Source organism: Serratia proteamaculans (assembly GCF_949794035.1).
In the GTDB taxonomy this organism is placed as follows: Bacteria; Pseudomonadota; Gammaproteobacteria; order Enterobacterales; family Enterobacteriaceae; genus Serratia; species Serratia proteamaculans.
The window spans coordinates 5,044,752-5,069,018 of sequence record NZ_OX461105.1 but is presented as its reverse complement, the minus strand read 5'-3'; the positions used below and the strand labels follow the sequence as shown (position 1 = coordinate 5,069,018).

Sequence of the window (24,267 nt, the reverse complement as noted above, 5' to 3'; positions counted from 1 at the left end):
GCGCGCCTGTGCCGCGCCCCGATCCTTACGACTTCAAACGATAGACCACCGTACTGCATCCCTGGCCCTCTGGGCAGCTTTTACAACTGCCACTCAGGCAGGCGCTGTTATCCTGCTCGATACGCTCCACTTTCCCCATCGCGATTAAACGCTCCAGCATGGCCTGCACTAACGGCAGCGGGGCCGCCAACTGACGGCTGAGTTGAAGCGCCTGCACGTTGCCGTGCAGCGCCAATGCATCACGGATCTGCAGCAGGCCGGCCATCAGTGACAGTCCCCCTTGGCTCCCTGGCAACAGGTTGCTGGTGTAGCATTGCCCAGCCGCACTGTTACCCGGCTGCGCGCCCGACGCAGGCCGAACAGGATCAACAGATTGAACAGCACCACAATGGCGATTGCCGTCAGGCTGTACTGCGGATGCTGGCTGAAGGTGGCGACCTGATAAAACAGCGTGGCCAGGGAGTAAGCGACATTCAGCCCCCAGAGAATGGAGAAGGTCATCCAGCCGCGGCTGGATTCACGGGCGATAGCCCCCATGACCGAGACGCAAGGGACGTAAAGCAACACGAAGATCAGGTAGCTGTAGGCGGAAACCCCGGAGCCGAATTTACTGCTCATCACGCCCATTGAGCCGACGTCCATTTCCCCATCGCCCTTGCTGGCCTCAATCGGGTTGGACAGCACGCTCAGGCTGAAGGTGTCTTTCAGCCCCTGCCAGGTGGTATTCAGTGCTCCGCCCAGTTCGTCCAGCAGGTTAAAGTTGGCGGCATCAAATTCGGTATTATTGATATGTTCGGCGGTGTACAGCGTGTTCAGGGTGCCGACCACCACTTCCTTCGCCATGGCGCCGGTCACCAGACCGACGGTGGCCTGCCAGTTATCATTGTGCACGCCCATCGGTTGCAGCAGCGGTGTCAGAACCTTGGATACCGACGCCAGTGCGGAATCATTGATGTTATCTACCGGTTTGCCGCTGAACGAAAAGCTGTTCAGGCCGCCAATGAAGATGCTGGCAATCACGATCACCTTACCGGCACGCAGGACAAAGCCTTTCAGTCGCTGCCAGGTTTGCAGCAGCAGGCTTTTCAGATGTGGCACGTGGTAGACCGGCAGTTCCATAACGAAGGGTGAGGCTTCGCCGCGCATGATGGTGTACTTCAGCACCAACCCGGTGAGGATCGCCACCACAATGCCGAGCATATACAAAGAGAACACCACGCCCGCCCCATCCTGGCCGAAGAAGGCGGCGGCAAAGACGGCGAAGATGGCCAACCGGGCACCGCAGGACATGAAGGGAGCCATCATGATGGTAATCAGGCGTTCGCGCTGCGCATCCAGGGTGCGTGCGCCCATGATAGAGGGCACGTTGCAGCCAAAGCCGACAATCAGCGGCACGAAAGATTTCCCGGGCAACCCGAGTGCCTGCATCAGGCGATCCATCACGAAGGCTGCCCTGGCCATGTAGCCCGAGTCTTCGAGGAACGACAGGAACAGGTACATCATGCCGATTTGCGGCACCAGTGGCAGTACGGTGTTGATACCGCCACCGACCCCCTGTGCCAGGAAAATAGTCAGCCATTCAGGGAAATGCAGGGTGTAACCCAGCCATTGAATGCCCTGGATAAAGATGGCCGCAGAACCGATATCGAAAATTGGCTGCAGCGCACCACCAAGGTTGATTGCCAGCAGGAACATCAGATACATCACCAGCAGGAAGATCGGCACTCCCAGCCAGCGGTTGAGGATCACTTTATCCAGGGCTTCGGTAAGGCGGTTTGGTATCGCCTGCTGCGAATTGCTGACGGCGTCACACAGAGTGGCGATCGACTGATAGCGCGCATCGGCGATGACTAATGCCGGGTCTTCCTGTTGCTGTTGTCGCAGTGCCTCTCTGGCTGCCGGCAGCAGGGCCGCCGCCGGGCCGGCTAGAGTATGGCTGTAGATATCGCCTTCCAGCATCTGCAGTGCCAGCCAGCGGCGCTGCTCACTCGGCAGGTTCTGTGGCATGGCATCGCTCAACGTGGTCATTTCTTTCAGCAGCACCGGCGGGTAGAGCACCAGCGCTTTCAATTCGTTGAACTGATGATTGTCGATCATCTGCTTGAGTACACCAATACCATCGGCCTTGGTGGAGATCAGCGGTACCACCGGACAGCCGAGGCGTGCGGACAGGGCGGCGATATCAATATCAATTTTTTGACTTCTGGCGATATCCAGCATGTTCAGCGCGACGATGCAGGGAATACCCAGCTCCAGCAGTTGCAGCGTCAGGTACAGATTGCGTTCCAGGTTGGAAGCGTCGACCACGTTGATCAGCAGATCGGCGTCGCCGCTCAGAATGTAGTGGCAGGCGATCTGCTCGTCGAGTGAGGTTTGCTCCGAGATGGTGGTCAGGGAGTAGGTGCCGGGCAGATCGACCAGTTTGACCTGGGATTGCGGCGTGGTGAACAGGCCTTCTTTACGCTCCACCGTCACGCCCGCCCAGTTACCGACCCGCTGGCGCGCCCCGGTCAGCTGGTTAAACAGCGTAGTCTTACCGGAATTAGGATTTCCTATTAAGCCAATAGTGAGTTTTTTCATAATTTTGCGTGATATCAGTCAAGGGAAATGGGGCCAGGCGATGCGCGTGGCCAAGGCAAGGCGACTCCGCGTCAGGATGGGTCGTCGAGCAGGATCAGGGCCAGATCTTTCCTGCGCAGCACCAGGCTGACGCGGCGGGTTTTAATTTCTATGGGATCACCCAGTGGTGCGACGCGCACCACTTCAAACGACGAACCCGGCAGCATGCCGAGTGATAACAGTTTCTGGCGGTAGGCTGGGCCGATTTCATTGGCGAAGCCGGCGATCTTATACGACCGTTTAGGCAGAAGATGCATGTAACCTTCCCTGAGCCCAGCTTATTGGGCCGATGATGATAAAAGAACGTTCCAAAGGAAGCGCCGCGGTAAATATGACGGGCTGCCGACGTTTTCAATCCATGAGGTAATGCAGTGAACACGCACAATAATAATAGTGAGAATCATTATCGTATTCAATACAAAAAATAGGGGTATTGGTAACCAAAAGTTGTGGCGATCACATTTAATCATCGAGACCGCCTGACAGGACTACTTTTATCACCCGGTTTGGCGGGGCGCAAATGAGAATGGTGAGTTAAATCAGTTACGTGATTGTAGTGATTTTTTCCAGTTTGAAAAAATTAGCGACAAATTCGGCAGCTTTGATCGGTTAGCATCCATATTGGTATTTATTTGGCAACATCTCGTCGACTGAATACGAGCGGTAACTATTTGTGTTTCTCTGGGAAATGGCGAAATGGGAACATGATGTTAATAACGGTGTTAATCGATGGCGATACAACGCTATTTTCAGGCCTAAAACATTGGGTCGTTATAGCCGTTGGTAAGATTAGAGAAAAATGCAGGTTTATTGAGGCGGGTCAAAAATCGCGGGGATATTTCGTCAGGAAAGGGCGGAGTGAACTCCGCCCTGCATCCCATTAGCCGGGTTAGGGTCTGATTAAGATTTTTTGCCGAATGCCGCCGCCAGCGCATCACCCATGGCGCTGTTACCTGCCGAGGTGTTGTTGTTGCCGCCGCGCGGTTTACCCTTATTGGCCGGTGCCCGGTTTGTATTGTCCTTGGCCGGGGCGGAATTGCTGCCACGGCGCGGCGAACCTTCCCCCGGTTGCTCGTCCAGACGCATGCTCAGCGCGATGCGTTTGCGCTGAAGGTCCACTTCCATCACCTTCACTTTGACGACGTCGCCGGCTTTCACCACGGTGTGTGGATCTTCGACAAACTTGTCCGCCAGCGAGGAGATATGTACCAGGCCGTCCTGATGCACGCCGATATCCACAAAGGCACCGAAGTTGGTCACGTTGGTTACCGAACCTTCCAGGATCATGCCCGGCTGCAGGTCATTGAGGGTTTCAACGCCTTCAGCGAAGGTGGCGGTTTTGAATTCAGGGCGCGGATCGCGGCCCGGTTTCTCCAGCTCCTTCAGGATGTCGGTCACCGTTGGCATGCCGAACTTCTCGTCGGTGAAATCGCTGGCCTTAAGGCTGCGCACCGCTGCCGGGTTACCCATCAGATCCTGCAGTGCCTGGTGGGTGGCAGCCAGAATGCGTTCGACTACCGGGTAGGTTTCCGGGTGAACGGTCGAGGCATCCAGTGGGTTTTCGCCGTGGTTAATACGCAGGAAGCCGGCGCACTGCTCAAAGGCTTTTGGCCCCAGACGGCTGACTTTCAATAGCTGTTCACGGTTGCTGAAACGGCCGTTCTCATCACGCCAGGTGACGATATTCTGCGCCATCATGCGCGTCAGGCCAGCCACGCGGGCCAGCAGCGGCACTGAGGCGGTATTCAGATCGACCCCAACGGCGTTCACGCAGTCTTCAACCACCGAGTCCAGCTTTTTCGCCAGTTGGCTTTGGCTGACATCGTGCTGGTACTGACCGACACCGATGGATTTCGGATCGATTTTCACCAGCTCGGCCAGCGGATCCTGCAGGCGGCGGGCGATAGAGACGGCGCCACGCAGCGAGACGTCGAGGTTAGGGAATTCCAGTGCCGCCAGTTCGGAGGCGGAATACACCGAGGCACCGGCTTCGCTGACGATCACTTTCTGCGCTTTGACTTCGCCGAACTGCTGTTGCAAATCAAGGTAAAAACGCTCGGTTTCACGCGACGCGGTACCGTTGCCGATGGCCACCAGTTCCACTTTATGTTTGATGCACAGTGCCGCGACGATGGCAGCGGCTTTGGCGGTCTGTCCGGTATGCGGGTAGACGGTGTCGGTGGCGACCAGTTTGCCGGTGGCATCCACCACCGCCACTTTCACCCCGGTACGCAAGCCCGGATCCAGCCCCATGGTCGCACGCATGCCGGCCGGTGCGGCCATCATCAGATCGTGCATGTTACGGGCGAAGACGTTGATTGCTTCGTCTTCCGCACGCTCGCGCACGGTACTCATCAGTTCGGTTTCCAGATGCAGCAGCACCTTGATGCGCCAGGTCCAGTTGACCACGGCTTTGCGCCAGGCATCTGCCGGGGCGTTATTCAGGCGCAGATCGAGATGGCTGATGATGATCTGTTCCGCCTGGCTTTCACGCGGAGCTTCTTCAAACTGTGGATCGGCGTTCAGCGCCAGTTGCAGCACGCCTTCGTTGCGGCCACGGAACATGGCCAGCGCACGGTGTGAAGGCACCTGGGCAATAGGTTCATGGTGATCGAAGTAGTCGCGGAATTTCGCGCCGGCTTCTTCTTTGCCTTCCACCACTTTGGAGACCAGATGCGCATGCTTCCACAGGTAATTACGAACCTTGGCCAGCAGCGCGGCGTCTTCAGCGAAGCGCTCCATCAGGATGTAACGCGCCCCGTCGAGGGCGGCTTTCACGTCCGCCACGCCTTTGTCGGCGTCAACGTAGCGTTCGGCCAGCGTTTCCGGCTGCTGCTGAGGATCCTGCCACAGGCTGTCCGCCAATGGGGCCAGACCGGCTTCGATGGCGATCTGTCCACGGGTGCGGCGCTTGGGTTTGTAAGGCAGGTAGAGGTCTTCGAGTTCGGTTTTGCTTTGCGTGGCGGTGATCGCCCCCGCCAGTTGTTCGGTCAGTTTGCCCTGCTCGTCGATCGATTTAAGGATGGTCTGACGGCGGTCTTCCAGTTCACGCAGATAACCCAGGCGGGTTTCCAGCTGGCGCAGTTGGGTATCGTCCAGACCCCCGGTGACTTCCTTACGATAGCGTGCAATAAAGGGCACGGTATTACCTTCATCCAGCAGACGGATGGCGGAGTCAACTTGCTCCGGCCGGGCCTGCAGTTCTGTTGCAATAATGCGGCTCAGTGGGTCATTCATATGTCTGGTATCTGTTGATAATGGTGAGTAAACAGGGGGACAGTTATACGGATTGCGCGCGGAAAATGCCAGTGAAGCGGGCCGCCTCTCGGCAGCCAGGGCACGTAAAGTGGCCTGTACCGCGGCGGCGGACGCCCGCTAGGAAAAAGCCGAAATCTTATAAGTTTGATTTTAGTCCGAGATACTCGGGCCTAGCGCACCGAGGGGCCATTATGGGGCACATCCATGTGCCCCACCCTACGGGCCGACTTGAAGTCGTTCCAATTTGCTCCCGGCAAATTGGTCGGGGCAAGCCCGCTACGACCCCTTCGGCACGCTCTCCCTAATAATAGACTTGTCAGTCGTCAGTTCTATTTTACGTACTCGATCTCATTCACATACCACAGCGCATCTCCCGCTGGGGTGTTGACCGTGGCGGCATCACCCACTTCTTTTTTCAGCAGGGCGCGGGCCATCGGTGAATCGATGGAGATGTAGTCCCGACGGCCAAAAATCTCGTCATAGCCGACGATGCGAAAGCGTTTAATCTCACCGTCTTCGTTTTCCACCTCTACCCAGGCACCAAAGAACACTTTGCCTTCCTGCTGCGGCGAATGGTCGACGACTTTCAACTGCTCGAGGCATTTGGTCAGGTAGCGCACGCGGCGATCGATCTCCCGCAGCCGTTTCTTGTTGTACTGATAATCGGCATTTTCACTTCTGTCGCCAAGGCTGGCGGCCCAGGTCACTTTTTTGGTGACCTCTGGCCGATCTTCCCGCCAGAGGTAATCCAGCTCTTGTTTAAGTTTGTCGTACCCTTCACGGGTGATCAGCGGTGTTCTCATACAACCTGTTACCGTGGCAATAGTGGAACCTATAGCGCGAAGTGTACGACAGATACGGGGCCAGAGGCATCGAAAATAGGGCTTGTCAGGGTGTGCTGTCGGCTATCGTGACCGACATCGCACCGATGCGCTCGATGCTGACCTCGATACGGTCACCGGCCTGTATCTGCGAGACGCCGGACGGCGTACCGGTATAAATCACGTCCCCCGGCCACAGGGTAAACATCGCCGAGGCATAGGCGATCAGGCGTTGTACGTTATAAATCAGGTGGCGGGTGTTGGAGTGCTGCCTGAGTTGGCCGTTGACCCGAATACTGAGATCCAGCGCGTTCGGATCGCCGATTTCGTCAGGGGTGACAATCCACGGACCCAACACCGAAAACCCATCGGCCGATTTACGAAAAGAGGGAAATTCCGAACCGCGTACGGTCATGTCTATGCCAATAGCGTAGCCGAACACCACCTCCAGGGCCTGCTCAACGGGCAGGTTCCGGGCGCGTTGACCAATGATCACTGCCAGTTCGACCTCTGGATCGGTACGTCGATCAGGAATAGGCAAGTTGATGATCTCGTTCGGTCCGCACAATGAGCTGTTGGCCTTGAGAAACAGACCGTACTCGCTGATATCGGTATAGACCTTGCCATGGTTGATTTGGTGGTCGGCATTGGCTTCGGCGATGTGATCACGGTAATTGATCGGCGCGGCGACAAGTTTGCCTGGGTTGGCCACCGGCGAGTTCAGGTTCACCTGCGCCAGTGAATAACTCTCCAGCCGTTCCCAGTTTGCGTCCAACTGTGAGGCAATGCTGGGGAAATGACTAATCATCCAGTCGGCGGGCGGCGCGGGCCAGTGTGCGGGGGGGATGGCGTGGAACATCGGCGTGATGTCGTACACCCGCTGCTGCCGGATGATCCCTATCCGGTCGTGATTGAAACGGCAGATCTTCATGATACAGGCCCTCTGAAGGTGAAATGGAATGGTATTGCCCACTGAGCGGGCCGAGAGAGAAAACAGGCGTTATCAGCCTTCTGGCATGATTTCATGACGCCAGATCCCCAGTTTTTCCAGCACCGGGCGATCGGAAAAACTGAAACAGACCGTATCGCCATCCGGCGCAGACAGCCGATAGCTGAGCCATGAAGGCAGCGCAAAGATATCTTTCGGTTTTAACCGGAAGTGGATCCCTCCTGTCAGCCGTATTTCCAGCTCCCCCTCCATCACCACCAGTACCTGGCTGGCATTGCCACGCTGATAAAGGCTGGTAAACCCCTTGGGCAGCAGCGTGATGACGGTGCCGAGGGTCGGAATGGCCCAATCGCCGTTGGCCGGGTTGATGTAACGCAGACTGATGGCATTGGCCGGGTCGATCTCGCTATGGCGCTGCAGTTGCTCCAATGCTTCACGCGTGCGTTGATACGGGTAGTTAAATATCGGCGAGGGCTGACTCTGCCCCGTCGGGCGATACTCCAGCGGCATCAGGCCTGCGCCGTAGCGGGCCAGGGCATCGCCCTCCGGGCGCGGGTCCAGCGTTTGGCCTGCGGGCAGGCGGTCTTGCCGAAACCCGGCCTTGAGAAAGTGCAGCAGTGGGGCATCCAGACCATCGAGCCAGAAAATCGGTTTATCGGTGTCATTTTGATGCTGGTGCCAACGCCATGAGGGGGTAATGATAAAATCCCCCGGGTGCAGCGTGGTCTGCTCGCCGTCTACCGTGGTGTTGCCGCCCTCGGCTTCCAGAATAAAGCGCAGGGCGGTGGGCGTGTGGCGATGCAGCGGGGCAATTTCCCCCGGCAGCACCATTTGCATCCCGGCATACAGCGTGTCGGTGATGCGTGATGAACCCGGTGGCAGCGACGGGTTTTCCATGACCAGCACGCGGCGCTCGGCACGTTCGATGTCGATCTTCGAGCCGATATCCAGCAACGCGTCTTTAACCTCGGCGTAATGCCATTGATAGGGCGTAGCCTGAGGTTCTGGTTGTTCGGGAACCAGACCATGCAGTGACTCCCATAACGGGAACAGATGCTTTTTTTGCAGTTGCTGAATATCGATGCTCATTTAGTCCTTCCTTTGTGGGTCAGTAACCCCCACATTTTGATAGACGTGTTTGTATTCGATAAAGCTGTCCAGTGAGGCGATGCCGTTCAAACGGCCCAGGCCGCTCTGCTTGTATCCTCCCTCTTCGAACTCATCGTGAATTTGCGCCCAGTCGTTGATCCACACGCTGCCGGCCTGAATTTCCCGCGCGACCCGGTGCGGTCGGTTAGCGTCCATTGACCAAATACTGGCGGCCAATCCGTAGTCGCTATGATTGGCGGAGACGATCGCTTGTGCTTCGTCGTCAAACACCTCCAGCGTGAGCACCGGCCCGAAAACCTCCTGCTGCACAATGTCCATATCGCTGTTGGGCACTTCCAGCAGGGTGGGGCGATAAAACGCGCCTTTGGCTAAGGGGCCATCCACTACCGGCCCACCGCGAACCACGGCAGTGGCGCCCTGGGCCAGTGCGGCAGTGACCATGGCATCGACCCGCTGAACGCTTTGTCGGTCAATTAACGGCCCCAGCTCAACGCCTGGTTCCAGCGACGGCCCGATTTTTACCGCTTCCAGCAACGCCGCCATGCGGGCACGCACCTGCGGATAGATCGCGCGCTGTACCAGTAAACGGCTGCCGGTTACGCAGAACTGGCCGCTGAAGGTGGTGAGTGAGCGCACGATCATCGGCAAGGCACGGTCCAGATCGGCGTCTTCGAACAGTAAATGTGGCGTTTTCCCGCCCAGTTCCAGTGAGATACGTTTGATCCGTTGCATGGCGTTGGCCGCCAGGGAGCGCCCGGTGCGGGTGCTGCCGGTAAAGCTGATGGCCGGCACCGCCGGGCTGCTGACCAGCAACATGGCACCGTCGCTGCCACTTTCGGTAAACAGGTTCACCACGCCCTGCGGCAGGCTGTCGACTTCGGCCAGAATGCGGGCGAATGCGGCGTTAACCTGGGCGGTCTGAGCCGGGAGCTTGATGACGGCAGTGTTGCCGGCGGCCAACGCCGGAGCCAGCGATCGGATAGTCAAAATGGCAGGCGAGTTCCATGGTGTGATCACCCCGACCACGCCCAGCGGTTCGTACAGCACCCGGGATAAGGCACCGGGCTCAATTTCCATGGCGCGCCCATAGGTTGTCAGGGCCAGTGCGGCGGCGTAGCGCAGTTTGCTGGGAATGAACTTAACCTCAAAGCGGGCTTCGTTCAGCGGCTTACCATTGTCTTGCGCCAGGATCTGGGCCAGGGTTTCCGCGTGTTGTTCAAACCGATCGGCCATTTGGTTCAGGCAGCGTGCCCGCAGGTGCCGATCGCGGCTCCATGCCGGCACAAATGCGCGTTGGGCGGCGGCTATCGCCATCGCGGCTTCCTCTGCCCCGCCGTCGGCAAACTCGCCCAGTTCGGAGCCATCCGCCGGGCTGATGCTGACGCCTTGTTTGGCCGAGTCCTGCCATTGGCCATCGATCCAGTGCAGTGCTTTGGGTCTGGCTGAGAGGGTCTGGTCACCTGTTTGCATAACCGCTCCTGTGATGCATTTTTGTTAATGAAATGAAAATTTCCATGTACCGAAAGGATATCTGCTGCTTACAATCAATCAATCGAATGTGGTTTATTGGCCGAATAACAAAAATGAATTTGAAGAGCGTCGATTTGAATCTTTTAGTGGTGTTTGACGCCATCTTTCGTCAGCGCAGCGTCGGTCTGGCGGGGCAGATGTTGGGTATTAGCCAACCGGCGGTGAGCCATGCGTTGGCTCGCTTGCGCCAGCTGTTTGACGATCCGATGTTTGTGCGAATTAATAATGAGATGTGCCCGACCGACCGGGCCAGTGAACTGATGCCGTCGGTCGAACGGGTGCTGCTGATGATCCGCGACGATGTGTTGCAACCGGCGGGCTTTGATCCGGCGGCCAGTCGCAGAACGCTGACGCTCTGTATGCCGGATATCGGGGAGCAGTATTTCCTGCCGCCATTGATTAACCATCTGGCGCGGGTGGCGCCAGGGATGGCGGTGGTCAGTCATGAGCTGGCGCCGGCGCAATTGGAGGAGGCGCTGGAAAGCGGACGGGTCGATCTGGCTATCGGCTATTTTCCCGATTTGCGGCGCGCCGTTTTTTATCAGCAGCGGTTATTTTACAGTGGGTTTTGCTGCGCGGTGCGGCAGGAGCATCCGCAGATTGGTGAAACGCTGTCCTTGCCGCAGTTCTTACAGGCAGAGCACGTGACTGCCCGTTTGCGCATTCGCAGTCAGGAAATTGCCGAGCAGGCGATGAGAGAGCAGGGAATTGCGCGCAACGTCAAACTACAGACCAGCCATTTTCTGAGTCTGACCCATATCATCGCCCAAACGGATCTGCTCGCCACAGTGACCCATCAAGCGGCGCAATTGCTGCAGGCCGCGGGCAAAGTGAATATTTACCCGGTTCCTTTCCCAATACCGCATTTCCCGGTAATGCAGTATTGGCATGAACGCGCTCATCATGATCGCGGTAATCAATGGCTACGGGGGGAAATACGCGGCTTGTTCCAACGCGATGATGAAAATACCGCCGATGAATGCGCGGCAGAACATTAGGTGCATTGTCACTCCCGGCTTAGACTGGCGGTACGATAGCCGGAGTCAGGGTTAATCAGCTTATAAATACGTCGTTAATTTGAGCGACAGTCCCCTGCAGCCCGCGACGGTGATGTCATTTTGCCGAGTGGCTGAGGGCGCTTTTTCCGGCGAAACGAGACAATATCGAGTGGATTAATTGGCTTGTTGAATGAAAGATATTGATAACTCGGTAAAAGAATAAGCTTTGTAACAATTTAGACTAGAATATATACCAATAATCGCTGTCCGAATTGGCATGGTTTTTTAACAATATTCACGTCAGGCAATACAGCCTTTGGGAGTAATACAATGCAAGAGAATCATAAGATTCTGGTCGTCGATGATGACATGCGCTTGCGCGCGCTTTTAGAGCGTTATTTAACCGAACAGGGTTTTCAGGTTCGCAGCGTGGCTAACGCTGAGCAAATGGATCGCTTGCTGACACGTGAATCCTTCCACCTGATGGTGCTGGACCTGATGCTGCCGGGCGAAGATGGGCTTTCTATCTGCCGCCGTCTGCGTAGCCAAAGCAACCCAATGCCGATCATCATGGTGACCGCCAAAGGTGAAGAAGTCGATCGTATCGTCGGCCTGGAAATCGGCGCTGATGATTACATCCCAAAACCGTTCAACCCGCGTGAACTGCTGGCCCGTATCCGTGCGGTATTGCGCCGCCAGGCCAATGAACTGCCGGGCGCCCCTTCGCAAGAAGAGGCGGTAATTGCCTTTGGTAAATTCAAACTGAACCTGGGTACCCGTGAAATGTTCCGCGAAGACGAGCCTATGCCGTTGACCAGCGGTGAGTTCGCGGTACTGAAGGCGTTGGTGAGCCATCCGCGTGAACCGCTTTCGCGTGACAAGCTGATGAACCTGGCTCGCGGCCGTGAATACAGTGCAATGGAACGTTCCATCGACGTGCAGATCTCTCGTCTGCGCCGTATGGTTGAGGAAGATCCTGCGCATCCACGTTATATCCAGACCGTTTGGGGTCTTGGCTACGTCTTCGTTCCGGACGGCAGCAAGGCATGAGACGATTGCGCTTTTCACCGCGTAGCTCGTTTGCCCGAACCCTGCTATTGATCGTCACCTTGCTGTTCGTCAGCTTGGTGACGACCTATCTGGTGGTGCTGAACTTCGCCATCCTGCCCAGTTTGCAGCAGTTCAACAAGGTATTGGCCTACGAAGTTCGTATGCTGATGACCGATAAGCTGCAACTGGAGGATGGTACCTTGCTGGAAGTGCCGCCAGCGTTCCGTCGTGAAATCTATCGCGAACTGGGAATTTCTCTCTATACCAATTCGGCGGCGGAGGAGAGCGGTCTGCGCTGGGCTCAGCACTATCAATTCCTCAGCCAGCAAATGGCTCAGCAGCTTGGTGGGCCCACCGACGTCCGGGTTGAAGTGAACAAAAACTCACCGGTGGTGTGGCTGAAAACCTGGCTGCAGCCGGATATCTGGGTGCGTGTCCCGCTGACTGAAATTCACCAGGGCGATTTCTCGCCGCTGTTCCGCTATACCCTGGCGATTATGCTGCTGGCGATAGGCGGTGCCTGGCTGTTTATTCGCATCCAAAACCGCCCGCTGGTGGAGCTGGAGCATGCTGCTCTGCAGGTCGGCAAGGGTATTATTCCACCGCCGCTGCGTGAGTACGGCGCATCCGAAGTGCGTTCGGTAACACGGGCCTTTAATCAGATGGCATCGGGCGTTAAGCAACTGGCGGATGACCGCACGTTGCTGATGGCCGGCGTCAGCCACGATCTGCGCACGCCGTTGACGCGCATCCGTCTGGCGACCGAGATGATGAGTGCCGAAGACGGCTACCTGGCGGAGTCGATCAATAAAGATATTGAAGAGTGCAACGCCATCATTGAGCAGTTTATTGACTATCTGCGCACCGGCCAGGAGATGCAAACCGAGTTAAGCGATCTGAATAGCATCCTGGGTGAAGTGGTGGCTGCCGAGAGTGGTTATGAGCGGGTTATCGAAACCGCTTTGGCACCGGGTGAACTGATGATGAATGTGCATCCGCTGTCGATCAAGCGTGCGGCGGCGAACATGGTGGTGAATGCGGCGCGTTATGGCAACGGCTGGATCAAAGTCAGCAGCGGACGTGAGCTGCAGCGCGGCTGGTTCCAGGTGGAAGACGACGGTCCGGGCATTAAACCGGAAGAGTTAAAGCATCTGTTGCAACCGTTCGTCCGTGGCGACAGCGCGCGTAGCACCAGCGGAACCGGACTGGGTCTGGCGATTGTACAGCGCATTATCGATGGTCATCACGGTGCTTTGGATATTGGCACCAGCGAACGTGGCGGGTTGTTGATCAGGGCTTATATTCCGTTGCCGATGGAGAAGAAAGAGTCGGCCAACGGGAATCAGACTGTGAAAGATAACGCCTGACATCCCTGACAGTGGCATTGCCCTGTCAGGGTTTTCTGCTCATGACATAGTATTCCGCCGCTTCTTCATGCAGACGCCGACCGGTGCTGGCTTGCCAGGGGTCGATTAATTCAATCCCGCAATGGATAAAGTCTTTGGTATTGCGCGTGGCCAGGGTGGCACCGTAATGCAGGCAGGTGGCGGCGATTTGGGTGTCAGGAAAGCTGACGCCGATGCCTTGGCGGCGGTTGGCACCCATTAATTCCGCATGCTGCAGAGCGCAGCCAGTATCAAAGGGCAAAACTCTTTCCGAAAACTCCTCATGCAGCATGACACCGAGATTGGTTTGCAACTCGGACTGTCTTTTGCCATAGGGCATACAGGCTATGCCGGTATATAGCTCCGCGACTACGACAGCGCTCAGATAGAATTGATAGGTGTCTTGTTGGTCCAGCCACCTTAAAACGTGGTAATGGGGTGCCGGACGCAGCAATTCTGAAACTACATTGGTATCGAGAATAATCATACCTGGTCATCGTCGTCGTCAAAGGTGACAATCCGCGGCGGTGTTTTATCACGCGGCGGGATCTCCAGCTCAACGCCACCCAATTCGGCAAAGTGTTGATGCATACGCGTGCCTAAACCATAACGCGGTGGTTTTTTCACTAATGCCTGTTTCAAAATCATTCGAGCTTCCTCCTCCATGGAATGGCCGTTTTTTGCTGCCGAGACGCGCAGCAACTCCTTTACTTCGTCGTCCAGATTTCTGACGGTTATGGTAGCCATTGAAACCTCCTTTGCTATCAATGATTGCACTGCATTATTATCCCTTTGCGCTGATTAAAAAACAACCGATAAAAATAAAAAAAGGCGTGGGATCCACGCCTTAGCTGAAGCTGTAAGAAGAAGGTATTACAGTTTTGGACCGGCGCTGACCAGTGCGGCACCTGCCGGGGTGTCGGTGTATTTGTCAAAGTTGGTGACAAAACGCTCGGCCAGATCCTGGGCCTTCTCTTGCCATTGCTCAAGGCTGGCATAAGTGGCACGTGGATCCAGAATGTCCGGGTTAACGCCTGGCAGTGAGGTTGGCATCGCCAAATCGAAGATCGGCAGAGTAATGGTTTCCGCCTTATCGATTTCACCGCTAAGGATCGCGTCGATAATACCGCGGGTATCCTTGATGGAGATGCGTTTGCCCGTGCCGTTCCAACCGGTATTCACCAGATAGGCCTGTGCGCCAGCGGCTTGCATACGTTTCACCAGCACTTCGGCGTACTGCGTTGGGTGCAGCGACAGGAAGGCTGCGCCGAAGCAGGCGGAGAAGGTTGGCGTTGGCTCGGTCACACCGCGCTCGGTACCGGCCAGTTTGGCGGTAAAGCCAGACAGGAAGTGGTACTGGGTCTGGTTAGCGGTCAGGCGAGATACCGGCGGCAGTACGCCGAAGGCGTCTGCGGTCAGGAAGATCACCTTGGTGGCGTGACCCGCTTTGGATACCGGCTTCACGATATTCTGGATGTGATAGATCGGGTAGGAAACGCGGGTGTTCTCGGTTTTCGAACCGTCGTTGAAATCTATCGTGCCGTCAGCCAGCACGGTGACGTTTTCCAGCAGCGCATCGCGTTTGATAGCGTGATAGATATCCGGCTCGGCTTCTTCAGACAGTTTGATGGTTTTGGCGTAGCAGCCACCTTCGAAGTTAAACACGCCGTCGTCGTCCCAACCGTGCTCGTCATCGCCAATCAGCTGGCGTTTTGGATCGGTGGACAGGGTGGTTTTACCGGTGCCGGACAGGCCGAAGAATACCGCCACGTCGCCTTTCTCACCCACGTTGGCCGAGCAGTGCATTGAGGCGATGCCTTTCAGCGGCAGCAGGTAGTTCATGATGGAGAACATACCCTTTTTCATTTCGCCGCCGTACCAGGTGCCGCCAATCAGTTGCATGCGCTCGGTCAGGTTGAAAGCGACAAAGTTTTCCGAGTTCAGGCCCTGTTGCTGCCAGTTCGGGTTGGTGCATTTGGCGCCGTTCATGACGACGAAGTCCGGTTCGAAATCCTGCAGTTCTTCGTCGGTCGGGCGAATGAACATGTTTTTAACAAAGTGCGCCTGCCAGGCGACCTCGGTAATAAAGCGGACTTTCAGGCGGGAGTCGGCGTTGGCGCCGCAGAAGGTATCTACCACAAACAGGCGTTTGCCGGAGAGTTGCGTGGTGACCAGCTGTTTCAGGTCTGCCCAGATTTCCGGGCTGAGGGGTTTGTTGTCGTTTTTGCCTTTACCCTGATCGGCCCACCAGACGGTGTCGCGGGTGATGTCGTCACGGACGATATATTTATCTTTCGGGGAACGGCCGGTAAAAATACCGGTGTCGACGGATACAGCACCCAGCTTGGTTACGACCCCACGCTCAAAACCTTCCAGAGATGGGTCTGTTTCTTCCTTAAACAGCAAGTCATAACTCGGGTTGTGAACGATTTCGCCGACGTTATGAATCCCATAAGCGGCCAGATCCTGAGGGGTTATACCTTTAACACGCATGTCACTACTCCTTGGTCACAGAATTTCTGGCGCCAATTGTAGGGATTCAGCAGCGAGTAACCGCGATAGGTATCAAATATTTAACGTTTTAGTCGGTTTTTCGTTACGATCTGAGAGATAGCACACGGAAAAAAGCAAACGTGCAAACGGAGTAAACAGGCAGGCGCAGGGCGCGCCCGCCGATATGAGGTGCTACTTAGTGCAACTGCTCGCTTTCGTCGGTGTTACCCGTGTATAAGGCGGCAACATCCACGGCGTCAAACACATAGTGATTGCCGCAGTAATCGCAGTGCATATCAATATTGCCATCCTGCTCGAGCATTTGGGCCACTTCTTCCGCCGGCAGGGTGATCAGCGCATCAGCGCAACGCTGGCGTGAACAGGTGCAACGGAAGATCACGTCCTGCGGTTCATACAGGGTGACTTCTTCCTGGTGGTACAGGCGATACAGCACTTCGTTGGCCGGCAGGTCGAACAGCTCTTCGCTTTTCACCGTATTGGTCAGTTGCACCAGATGATCGAAATCATCGGCGTTACCGTCCTGCGCCGGCAGGACCTGCAGCAGCATGCCGCCCGCAGCCGGTTGGCCTTCAGACTCACCGGTACGGATGAACAGGCGGGTTGGCAACTGCTCGGACTGGCGGAAGTAAGCCTCGAGGCACTCGGCCAGCGTTTCGCCTTCCAGTGCTACCACGCCCTGATAGCGCTCGCCTTCGGAGGGGGCGATGGTGATCACCATGACGCCATTGCCGATCATCTGATGCAGCGTGCTGTCATCAGCGATTTCGCTCTGTACGCGCGCCACGCCACGCATTTCCTGGCGGTTGTTGCCGTTAATCACCGCCAGCTTCAGCGGACCGTCGCCCTGCAACTGCACGGTGATGTCGCCGTCGAACTTCAACGTTGCGGTCAGCAGGCTGGTGGCAACCAGCAGTTCACCCAGCAATTTCTTTACCGGTGCCGGATAGTCGTGGTTGTTCAGAACCTGCTGATAGGTTTCGCTGACGGTAACCAGCTCACCGCGCACCGCGTAGTTTTCAAACAGGTAACGGTGCAATTGGTCATGGTTAGACATAGTTTTCTCTCATTGCGGTGAGGGTTTATTCCTGCTCACCAAATTTAAATTTAATCAGGTCGCGCCGCTCTTTCTTGTCCGGACGGCGGTCCGGATGCGGCATGGTCAGCGCATTCATCTTGCGCGCGAGCGCCACTTTCTCTCGGTTGACGATGCTGGCCTCAGTTTCCTGATACATTTGCTGCGCCTCGTCGGCGCCGCGCCGTTGGCTGGTCAAAGCCAACACGATCACCGTGCGTTCTTCATTTCCCTGACGCAGTTTGATCTCGGCGTTAAGCTCGACAATCTTGCTCGGCTTGCCGCGCTGTCCGTTGTAGTGCACCTTGCCACCGTCGATCATGTCCCGGGCCAGTGCGCGGGTCTTATAGAAACGTGCCGCCCAAAGCCACTTGTCCAGCCGAACGGCTTCGTCGTCCGTTGCTTTTCCTTTCCCTTTCATCAATTCCCCCTGGCCAGCGCCGGTATCAACAGGCGGTAATCGCGCATCGATGGGTAATGCTGGAAGGTTTTCTCCGCCATGCTGGAGTCCGGGTTCTGCACGCCCAGGCAGTAGCGAATGCCGAAGGTACGGGCGGCATCCAGAATAGGTTCACCGTCGTCGACAAACAGCGTGCGCTGCGGATCAAAACCGGTATGTTGCTGCACTGCCTGCCACAAACGCTGATCTTCTTTCGGATAACCAAATGTGTGGGTAGAAAGTAATAAATCAAGGTGCCGATCCAAACCGGTATGCTCAATTTTTACCGCCAGGCTGTGTGGGTGGGCGTTGGTCAACAAAATAGTCCGGTGGCCCGCCGCACGTAATGCCTGTAAAAACGGCTCGGTATCTTCACGCAGGCGGGCGCGGCTGCCAACCTCGCTGGTCATGCGGTAAATATCCATGTCCAGCCGTTCACTCCAGTAATCGAAGCAGTACCAGTTCATGGTGTGCTGTACTGCCAGATATTCCTGGTGAATAATTTCACGCGCTTTATCGAAGGGAATGGCACGCTGCTCGCTCAGGGCCTGTGGCACCAGGCTGAGCCAAAAGTGGCTGTCGAACTCCAGATCGAGCAGGGTACCGTCCATATCCAGCAGTACGGTATCAATCTCACGCCAGTCAAACTCGGGAACCATGAAAACTCCATTGGCGAACCGTCGGCGGTCCGCAGGATAAGGATAATAGCGTTAGCGTAGCATAAGCAAATGACAGGGCGCAGGCCGGCGAATGACTCAGGGCATCGGCCGCAATGACATCGGGGCGAACTGCGGGTTAAAGCAACTTTCGTAGTAGCGCTGGATATCGGTAATCCGGTGCTGATTGCTGCGACGACGCTGTACCAGTCGCCAGGTGTTGTAACCCAAAACCACGGCGACCGTCAGTAGCAACAGGCTGGTGCCGAGATAACGCCACAGGGTGATGATATCCGGCTCGCTGTGCAGCGAAATATGGCGGGTGCCGTTGGCATCGACGCTGATATTGGTGATCACTCCCTGCGCTTCGAACGGCGTATGCAGCAGCATACTGGCAAGGCGTTGCAGCTCATTCCATTGGTCAAGCGCGTTGTATTCGTTTAGCGGCACCGTGGGCTGCGGGTGATTCACCAGCTGTTTACCTTCATCGCTACTGATCAGGAATCCGCCGGGCGGTGGGCTGTTGAGTGCGGCGGCGGCCTGCCGGGTTTCACTGTAGACGAATGAGGATGCGGCCACCTTGGTCAGGCTTTCCAGCGATTCGGCACTTACCGGGCGCAATAACACGTTCACCCCTTGCAGCGAACCAGATTTGGCGCGTTTCACCAGAGTGCCCCAGTTTTTGACGTTACCCAGGTTCACCAGTGCGTTCTTCAGCCGGACACAGTCATTGTCTGCCTGACACAAATCTTGCGTTTTCAGTACAATATCCGAAAAATCATCCAGCAGGATCATGCCGGATTTTTCGATCGCGCTGGCCAACTGCGGGTTGAGCTTTTGTTCGGTGCCGTCAGGATGCAACTGGTCATTGACCGTCGCCAGCAGGGCAGAGGCCTTGTCGATGACTTCCGATTCCGGCTGCGGCAGGGGGGCCGCGTTGTTCCAGTAAATGCCTGAGCAGTCGAATGGCATAAAGCTGGAAGAGCGTGTGCCACTGGTTAACGGCGGCACATAGCACATGCCCGTGCCCTGAGCCTTCAGCGTGTCCCCGATGCGCAGCGTTGTGCCTTCCAATGCCTGCACGTTGGTGACTTCTATTTTTTGTGCGCCTTGCAGCCAGGCCATGCTCAGCTTGAGCGGCAGACTCAGTGGGATGTAGGTCAGCAACAGCAGCAGTACCAGAAGCGAACTGGCCATCAGCACCGCATTTCGACCCCATTGCTGCAGCGGGAAGTTTTTCACCTCATCGTGCAGCGAAAGGAAGCGTCCCTGGCGCAGCACCTGACGGTTAAGGTAAATATCCACGTCGGTGGTTTTACCCAGATCCTGGGTAACGTAAGGCTGCCAGTGTGGCGGGTAAATCAGATCGATGATGCCGAGTGAAATGTTGCTGATTTGCCCCTGATTGGATTCGCCAAACAGCCCCCAACGCTTGGGGGTGCCCCGCAGGCAGTGCACTTCTTTCAGTTCGCGTGTGGCCGGGCGGCGGAACAGGTTCCAGCAACCCCAGGCGATCATCAGCACGGCGACGACAATCATCCAGGGGATCACCACCACCGGGCTGATCAGGCTGAAGAACAGCAACAGCAGGGCGGCCGAAATGATGGCGGCTTCCTTGATACCGTTCGGACGATTGAGTGCGTGTTCTTCCGGCGTTTCCTTGCGGATGTTCACCAGTTCGACGTGCTCGCTCTCTTCCTTGCGAATAGAGGCGTTTTGGCTGGAACTCGCCTTGACCATCGGCGGCAGCGGCCGATCGTGAATATGGTCTTTCAGCGAATGCCCGTTGAGCGAGATCACCAGCGGCAGCGTCTGGGTTTTAATCACTTCCACATGGTTATCGGCGCTGATGTACTGCTCCCAGAACGGCGGCAGATGCACCTCTTCGGCGTCCAGGTAATAGCGCCATTTATTGGGTTCATCGCTGGCCAGCCCGTAGCGGGTGATGGCGTGGGTGATCGGGTAGACGTTGTCGCTTTGTGGGGTCAGCGCCAGCTTGGCAGAAGGTAATGAGCTGTTGCCGGGCAACAGTTTGTTGCTCAGCTTATTTTGTTGGCCGAGATAGTGCTCAACGGCGGCGCGTTCTTCGCCGGTCAGCTTACGGTGTGTGGGTTTGATAAAAGGCAGCGTACGCGTCAGCAGCGGCTGATTGCGGGCTTTGAACCAAAGATACAGGCCGGCGGCAATCAGGCAGGCAAGCACTAAGGCCAATATCAACACTATTGTGCTCATGCTATCCCCATCCTGTACCCGTGAACCTCACCAACCTGATGAATCGTGGAGTATTATACGCAGTCCAATCACCAAGAGACACCCTGATCCGTGACGGGAAAGCAGATTCTCCGTCGGGATCTCACTTATTGATAAAAAATATTCGTCCTACTGTCCTGTCTTACCTGCGTGATGATAGCAACCAGGTTGCACTGTCGATATCGGCATTATCTTATTTTAATGCGTTCTTTTTGCTGCATGAGAACAGAAAAGCGGCGGGTACTGGCTACGCTTGTTAAAAAAAAGTAAATTACTGCTTGTGCTCGTTGCGGCCAAGGTTCTCATTAACGCACAATGTGATCAAGATCGGATTTGGTCAGCGTTTGAACGCATGTGAACTGCGCGTCACGCCAATCATTATTCTGGTTATTCGCGTCATCACGCCTGATGCTGTGGCCTGCCGCTGGATAACTCATTTGAGGCAATCATGGATAAACACCTGCAAAAACCTAAAATTCTGAAAGTGGAAACGGTCGCGCGTTCGCGTTTATTTAACGTTGAGTCGGTCGATCTGGAATTCAGTAACGGTGTACGGCGGGTGTATGAGCGGATGCGGCCCTCAGATCGCGAGGCCGTGATGATTGTGCCGGTGATTGGCGACGATTTACTGCTGATCCGTGAATATGCCGTGGGCACCGAATCGTATGAGCTTGGCTTCCCTAAAGGGTTGATTGACCCGGGTGAAGGCGTGCTGGAAGCGGCTAACCGTGAACTGATGGAAGAGGTCGGCTTTGGTGCAGGTCGCTTTGATTTTCTTAGCAAGCTGACAATGGCGCCGTCGTACTTTTCCAGCAAAATGAATATTGTGCTGGCGCACGATCTTTACCCGCAGAGCCTGGAGGGGGATGAACCGGAACCCTTGCCGCAGGTGCGTTGGCCGATAGCCGACATGATGGCGTTACTGGCAGAGCCTGATTTCCGCGAGGCGCGTAACGTCAGCGCATTGTTCCTCACCGAAGCGTTTTTGCGCGGCTCACGTTAGATACTGATGACTCAAAAAAGAAAGGGCCAGAATTTTTCTGGCCCTTTTTGTTAGAACAGTTCGTGACTCTCGCCACCGGGATCGGTCAGCGTTGTACCGGTATCCCTTGATGGGTAGTCCGTCGGCTGAGTCCCTTCGATAAAGTACTCGGAACGGCTACCGCCGCCACCGCCGGAAAGCTTACCGCTGTTCTTGTCGATGGTGACGCTGATAATGCCCGGTGGTGGGGTAACTTTCTGCTCCGGAATGCCTTCCAGTGCCGTTTTCATAAAGTCATCCCAGGCCGGTTGTGCACTTTTCGCCCCGCCTTCGCCGCCGGAAACCTGATCCGGGATCGCACCGGATACCGTTGCACGGCCAAGGTCACGCCGATGGTCATCGAAGCCAATCCATACCGACGTCACGGTATCCGGGCCATAGCCGGAGAACCAGGCGTCTTTTGAACTGTTGGTGGTCCCGGTTTTGCCGCCGATATCACGACGTTTCAGATCACGACCTGCACGCCAGGCGGTGCCCATCCAGCCCGGTTCACCGTAGATGTTGCTGTTCAGCGCGTCGTGCATCAGGAATGCCAGCGGGGTGCTGATAACGTGTGGCGCATATTGTTGATCGCCATCCTGCTGAACCTGAGCCGGGGTCACCTGCTCCAGCTGCGGCATTGGCACGTTGCCATTCTTGCCTTCCTGCGACGTCGCGACATTTTCAATATTGTCTTCGGAAAGCACGGCAGAGCGGTGGGTATCACCATAAATCACCGGCAGATTACAGCTGTCGCAGACAATCTTCGGCTTGGTTTCGAACACCGTGTTGCCGTTATCGTCTTCAATCCTGGTGATGAAGTACGGATCCACCAGATAACCGCCGTTGGCCAGCACCGCGTAACCGCGTACCAGCTGCATTGGGGTGAACGAAGCGGAACCCAGCGCCAGTGATTCGGTGTGTACGATGTTTTGTGCCGGGAAGCCGAAACGCTGCAGGTATTCTGCCGCGTAATCGACGCCCATCGCACGCATCGCACGGACCATCACCACGTTCTTCGACTGTCCCAGCCCCTGACGCAGGCGAATCGGGCCGTCGTAGGTTGGCGGTGAGTTCTTCGGTCGCCAGTCGGTACCGGCACCTGGATCCCAACGGGTGATCGGCAGGTCATTCAAGATGGTGGCCAGGGTCAGGCCCTTGTCCATCGCTGCGGTATACAGGAAGGGTTTGATATTGGAACCGACCTGACGCAGTGCCTGAGTAACGCGGTTGAACTTGCTCTGGTTGAAGTCGAACCCGCCGACCAGGGCTTTCACCGCCCCGTCATTCGGGTTGATCGACACCAGGGCAGAGTTGACGTCCGGCACCTGTGACAGCCACCAGTTTTCGCCCACTTTGCGGACCCAAACCTGTTGACCGGCCTGCACCACATCGGTGACGCGTTTCGGCGTTGAGCCCTGCTGCGTGTCGGACTTGTAAGGCCGTGCCCAGCGCATGGTGGACATCGGCAGCGCGACATGACTGCCGTCTGCCATCATGGCCGTGGCCTCTTCGGCGCTGGTTGCGACAATCACCGCCGGCGACAATGGACCGTAGTTAGGCAGATTCTTCAATGAGTCGACGATCTGCTTTTGGTCCCAGGCCGCTTCACCCACTTTCCACAGCACGTTGGACGGGCCGCGGTAACCGTGGCGCATGTCATACGCCAGCACGTTATTACGTACCGATTCCTGCGCCGCCAACTGCAGCTTCCTGGTGACGGTGGTGTAGACCTTGTAGCCGTCGGTATAAGCATTGTCGCCATAACGCTTGATCATCTCCTGACGCACCATCTCGGAGAGATAAGGTGCGGAGAAGCTGATTTCCGGCGCATGGTAATTGGCCACCAACTCTTCACTGCGCGCCTGATCGTACTGCGACTGGGTGATGTAATGCTCATCCAGCATGCGCGACAGCACCACGTTGCGGCGAGCTACGGCGCGATCGTGGGAGTAGAGCGGGTTGAAGGTTGACGGGGCTTTCGGCAAGCCGGCAATGGTCGCCATTTCGCTTAAGCTGAGCTGACTGACGTCTTTACCGAAGTAAACCTGTGCCGCAGCACCCACGCCATAGGCGCGATACCCCAGATAGATTTTATTCAGATACAGCTCGAGGATTTCGTCTTTGGTCAGCATCTGTTCGATGCGTATTGCCAGGAAGGCTTCCTTGATTTTGCGCATCAGGGTGCGTTCCGGGCTTAAGAAGAAGTTTCTCGCCAACTGCTGGGTAATGGTACTCGCCCCCTGTGACGCATGGCCTGAGACCAGCGCGATAGAGGCTGCACGGAAGATACCGATAGGATCGACGCCATGATGCTCATAGAAGCGGCTGTCTTCGGTGGCGATAAACGCATGCACCATAACCGGCGGAATTTGGTTCAGTTTTAGCGGAATACGGCGTTTCTCACCGTATTGGGCGATCAGTTCGCCATCGGCGCTGTAAACCTGCATCGGTATTTGCAGCCGCACATCTTTCAGCGTTGCAACGTCAGGCAGCTGCGGCTCGACATATTTGTACAAGCCAAAGATCGAGGCTGCCCCCAACACGATGCAACACACTGCAAGGATTAGTAAATACTTTACGAACTTCACCTGA

At 56.2% G+C, this 24,267-nt stretch carries 20 protein-coding genes; 4 read left to right on the top strand and 16 right to left on the bottom strand.

Translation table 11 applies throughout. The features are described from left to right. Positions 1-25 precede the first annotated feature (25 nt). From QOT07_RS23630 to QOT07_RS23595, 8 genes are all read right to left on the bottom strand, one after another. Positions 26-265, bottom strand: coding sequence for a FeoC-like transcriptional regulator (locus QOT07_RS23630; RefSeq protein ID WP_112349132.1), 240 nt, complete (start codon positions 263-265; stop codon positions 26-28). Next, complete coding sequence (feoB, locus tag QOT07_RS23625) at positions 265-2,580, bottom strand: Fe(2+) transporter permease subunit FeoB (protein ID WP_219017145.1); 2,316 nt, start codon at positions 2,578-2,580, stop codon at positions 265-267. Before feoB ends, QOT07_RS23630 begins: the two co-directional genes overlap by 1 nt. A 71-nt stretch (positions 2,581-2,651) precedes the next feature. Continuing rightward, positions 2,652-2,876, bottom strand: a complete 225-nt coding sequence (gene feoA, locus QOT07_RS23620) for a ferrous iron transporter A (protein ID WP_085119832.1) — start codon at positions 2,874-2,876, stop codon at positions 2,652-2,654. A gap of 643 nt (positions 2,877-3,519) precedes the next feature. Then, positions 3,520-5,856, bottom strand: a complete 2,337-nt coding sequence (locus tag QOT07_RS23615; protein ID WP_283604008.1) for a Tex family protein — start codon at positions 5,854-5,856, stop codon at positions 3,520-3,522. Between the two features lie 350 nt (positions 5,857-6,206). After that, a complete protein-coding gene (greB, locus tag QOT07_RS23610) occupies positions 6,207-6,680 on the bottom strand; it encodes a transcription elongation factor GreB (RefSeq protein WP_099063498.1) in 474 nt (157 codons plus the stop codon). An 85-nt stretch (positions 6,681-6,765) separates the two neighbouring features. Continuing rightward, complete coding sequence (locus QOT07_RS23605; RefSeq protein WP_283604007.1) at positions 6,766-7,629, bottom strand: fumarylacetoacetate hydrolase family protein; 864 nt, start codon at positions 7,627-7,629, stop codon at positions 6,766-6,768. 72 nt (positions 7,630-7,701) lie between these two features. Beyond that, positions 7,702-8,736, bottom strand: coding sequence for a cupin domain-containing protein (locus tag QOT07_RS23600; RefSeq protein ID WP_099063499.1), 1,035 nt, complete (start codon positions 8,734-8,736; stop codon positions 7,702-7,704). Continuing rightward, a complete protein-coding gene (locus tag QOT07_RS23595) occupies positions 8,737-10,227 on the bottom strand; it encodes an aldehyde dehydrogenase family protein (protein ID WP_283604005.1) in 1,491 nt (496 codons plus the stop codon). 113 nt (positions 10,228-10,340) lie between these two features. Here QOT07_RS23595 and QOT07_RS23590 point away from each other — a divergent pair, with 113 nt between their 5' ends. The 3 genes from QOT07_RS23590 (at position 10,341) to envZ (ending at position 13,702) form a co-directional block, all read left to right on the top strand. Next, positions 10,341-11,285 (top strand): LysR family transcriptional regulator, encoded by a 945-nt coding sequence (locus QOT07_RS23590; protein ID WP_283604004.1) that lies wholly within the window; start codon positions 10,341-10,343, stop codon positions 11,283-11,285. Positions 11,286-11,615: 330 nt separating this feature from the next. Next, positions 11,616-12,335 carry an osmolarity response regulator transcription factor OmpR gene (ompR, locus tag QOT07_RS23585; RefSeq protein ID WP_004709363.1) on the top strand — a complete coding sequence of 240 codons (720 nt, stop codon included), beginning with the start codon at positions 11,616-11,618 and terminating at the stop codon, positions 12,333-12,335. Continuing rightward, positions 12,332-13,702, top strand: a complete 1,371-nt coding sequence (gene envZ, locus QOT07_RS23580) for a two-component system sensor histidine kinase EnvZ (protein WP_207979695.1) — start codon at positions 12,332-12,334, stop codon at positions 13,700-13,702. The genes ompR and envZ overlap by 4 nt, the downstream gene beginning before the upstream one ends. 25 nt (positions 13,703-13,727) lie before the next feature. Here envZ and QOT07_RS23575 read toward each other — a convergent pair whose 3' ends face one another. The 7 genes from QOT07_RS23575 to QOT07_RS23545 all read right to left on the bottom strand — a co-directional run bounded on the left by QOT07_RS23575 (position 13,728) and on the right by QOT07_RS23545 (position 20,633). Then, the gene (locus tag QOT07_RS23575; RefSeq protein ID WP_099063502.1) at positions 13,728-14,207 is read right to left on the bottom strand and encodes a type II toxin-antitoxin system VapC family toxin; all 480 of its coding nucleotides are present in this window, start codon (positions 14,205-14,207) and stop codon (positions 13,728-13,730) included. Beyond that, on the bottom strand, positions 14,204-14,467 hold the full coding sequence (locus QOT07_RS23570; RefSeq protein WP_044554783.1) for a FitA-like ribbon-helix-helix domain-containing protein: 264 nt from the start codon (positions 14,465-14,467) through the stop codon (positions 14,204-14,206). Before QOT07_RS23570 ends, QOT07_RS23575 begins: the two co-directional genes overlap by 4 nt. Positions 14,468-14,593: 126 nt before the next feature. Beyond that, complete coding sequence (gene pckA / locus QOT07_RS23565) at positions 14,594-16,213, bottom strand: phosphoenolpyruvate carboxykinase (ATP) (RefSeq protein ID WP_099063503.1); 1,620 nt, start codon at positions 16,211-16,213, stop codon at positions 14,594-14,596. A 196-nt stretch (positions 16,214-16,409) separates the two neighbouring features. Continuing rightward, positions 16,410-17,288: an Hsp33 family molecular chaperone HslO gene (hslO, locus tag QOT07_RS23560; protein ID WP_099063504.1), complete on the bottom strand. Its 879-nt coding sequence runs from the start codon at positions 17,286-17,288 to the stop codon at positions 16,410-16,412. Between the two features lie 25 nt (positions 17,289-17,313). Next, a complete protein-coding gene (gene hslR, locus QOT07_RS23555; RefSeq protein ID WP_099063505.1) occupies positions 17,314-17,727 on the bottom strand; it encodes a ribosome-associated heat shock protein Hsp15 in 414 nt (137 codons plus the stop codon). Next, positions 17,727-18,404, bottom strand: a complete 678-nt coding sequence (yrfG, locus tag QOT07_RS23550; protein WP_099063506.1) for a GMP/IMP nucleotidase — start codon at positions 18,402-18,404, stop codon at positions 17,727-17,729. Before yrfG ends, hslR begins: the two co-directional genes overlap by 1 nt. Positions 18,405-18,500: 96 nt before the next feature. Next, entirely contained in the window at positions 18,501-20,633 is a 2,133-nt protein-coding gene (locus QOT07_RS23545) for an intracellular growth attenuator family protein (protein WP_283604000.1), read from the bottom strand. Positions 20,634-21,099: 466 nt separating this feature from the next. On the opposite strand from QOT07_RS23545, the gene nudE reads away from it, so the two are divergent. Then, positions 21,100-21,654: an ADP compounds hydrolase NudE gene (gene nudE / locus QOT07_RS23540; RefSeq protein WP_085119817.1), complete on the top strand. Its 555-nt coding sequence runs from the start codon at positions 21,100-21,102 to the stop codon at positions 21,652-21,654. A gap of 50 nt (positions 21,655-21,704) precedes the next feature. Here the strand turns inward: nudE and mrcA are convergent, their stop codons facing one another. Continuing rightward, positions 21,705-24,263: a peptidoglycan glycosyltransferase/peptidoglycan DD-transpeptidase MrcA gene (gene mrcA / locus QOT07_RS23535; RefSeq protein ID WP_207979691.1), complete on the bottom strand. Its 2,559-nt coding sequence runs from the start codon at positions 24,261-24,263 to the stop codon at positions 21,705-21,707. Positions 24,264-24,267: the final 4 nt, after the last annotated feature.

Bases quoted from the DNA above. Each gene is read 5' to 3' on its own strand.
- ompR (WP_004709363.1), top strand. From the start codon at position 11,616: ATGCAAGAGAATCATAAGATTCTGGTCGTCGATGATGACATGCGCTTG.
- QOT07_RS23630 (WP_112349132.1), bottom strand. From the start codon at position 265: ATGGCCGGCCTGCTGCAGATCCGTGATGCATTGGCGCTGCACGGCAAC.
- nudE (WP_085119817.1), top strand. From the start codon at position 21,100: ATGGATAAACACCTGCAAAAACCTAAAATTCTGAAAGTGGAAACGGTC.
- envZ (WP_207979695.1), top strand. From the start codon at position 12,332: ATGAGACGATTGCGCTTTTCACCGCGTAGCTCGTTTGCCCGAACCCTG.
- QOT07_RS23615 (WP_283604008.1), bottom strand. From the start codon at position 5,856: ATGAATGACCCACTGAGCCGCATTATTGCAACAGAACTGCAGGCCCGG.
- yrfG (WP_099063506.1), bottom strand. From the start codon at position 18,404: ATGGTTCCCGAGTTTGACTGGCGTGAGATTGATACCGTACTGCTGGAT.
- QOT07_RS23600 (WP_099063499.1), bottom strand. From the start codon at position 8,736: ATGAGCATCGATATTCAGCAACTGCAAAAAAAGCATCTGTTCCCGTTA.
- QOT07_RS23590 (WP_283604004.1), top strand. From the start codon at position 10,341: ATGAATTTGAAGAGCGTCGATTTGAATCTTTTAGTGGTGTTTGACGCC.
- feoA (WP_085119832.1), bottom strand. From the start codon at position 2,876: ATGCATCTTCTGCCTAAACGGTCGTATAAGATCGCCGGCTTCGCCAAT.
- greB (WP_099063498.1), bottom strand. From the start codon at position 6,680: ATGAGAACACCGCTGATCACCCGTGAAGGGTACGACAAACTTAAACAA.
- QOT07_RS23545 (WP_283604000.1), bottom strand. From the start codon at position 20,633: ATGAGCACAATAGTGTTGATATTGGCCTTAGTGCTTGCCTGCCTGATT.
- QOT07_RS23595 (WP_283604005.1), bottom strand. From the start codon at position 10,227: ATGCAAACAGGTGACCAGACCCTCTCAGCCAGACCCAAAGCACTGCAC.
- QOT07_RS23575 (WP_099063502.1), bottom strand. From the start codon at position 14,207: ATGATTATTCTCGATACCAATGTAGTTTCAGAATTGCTGCGTCCGGCA.
- feoB (WP_219017145.1), bottom strand. From the start codon at position 2,580: ATGAAAAAACTCACTATTGGCTTAATAGGAAATCCTAATTCCGGTAAG.
- pckA (WP_099063503.1), bottom strand. From the start codon at position 16,213: ATGCGTGTTAAAGGTATAACCCCTCAGGATCTGGCCGCTTATGGGATT.
- QOT07_RS23605 (WP_283604007.1), bottom strand. From the start codon at position 7,629: ATGAAGATCTGCCGTTTCAATCACGACCGGATAGGGATCATCCGGCAG.
- hslO (WP_099063504.1), bottom strand. From the start codon at position 17,288: ATGTCTAACCATGACCAATTGCACCGTTACCTGTTTGAAAACTACGCG.
- hslR (WP_099063505.1), bottom strand. From the start codon at position 17,727: ATGAAAGGGAAAGGAAAAGCAACGGACGACGAAGCCGTTCGGCTGGAC.
- QOT07_RS23570 (WP_044554783.1), bottom strand. From the start codon at position 14,467: ATGGCTACCATAACCGTCAGAAATCTGGACGACGAAGTAAAGGAGTTG.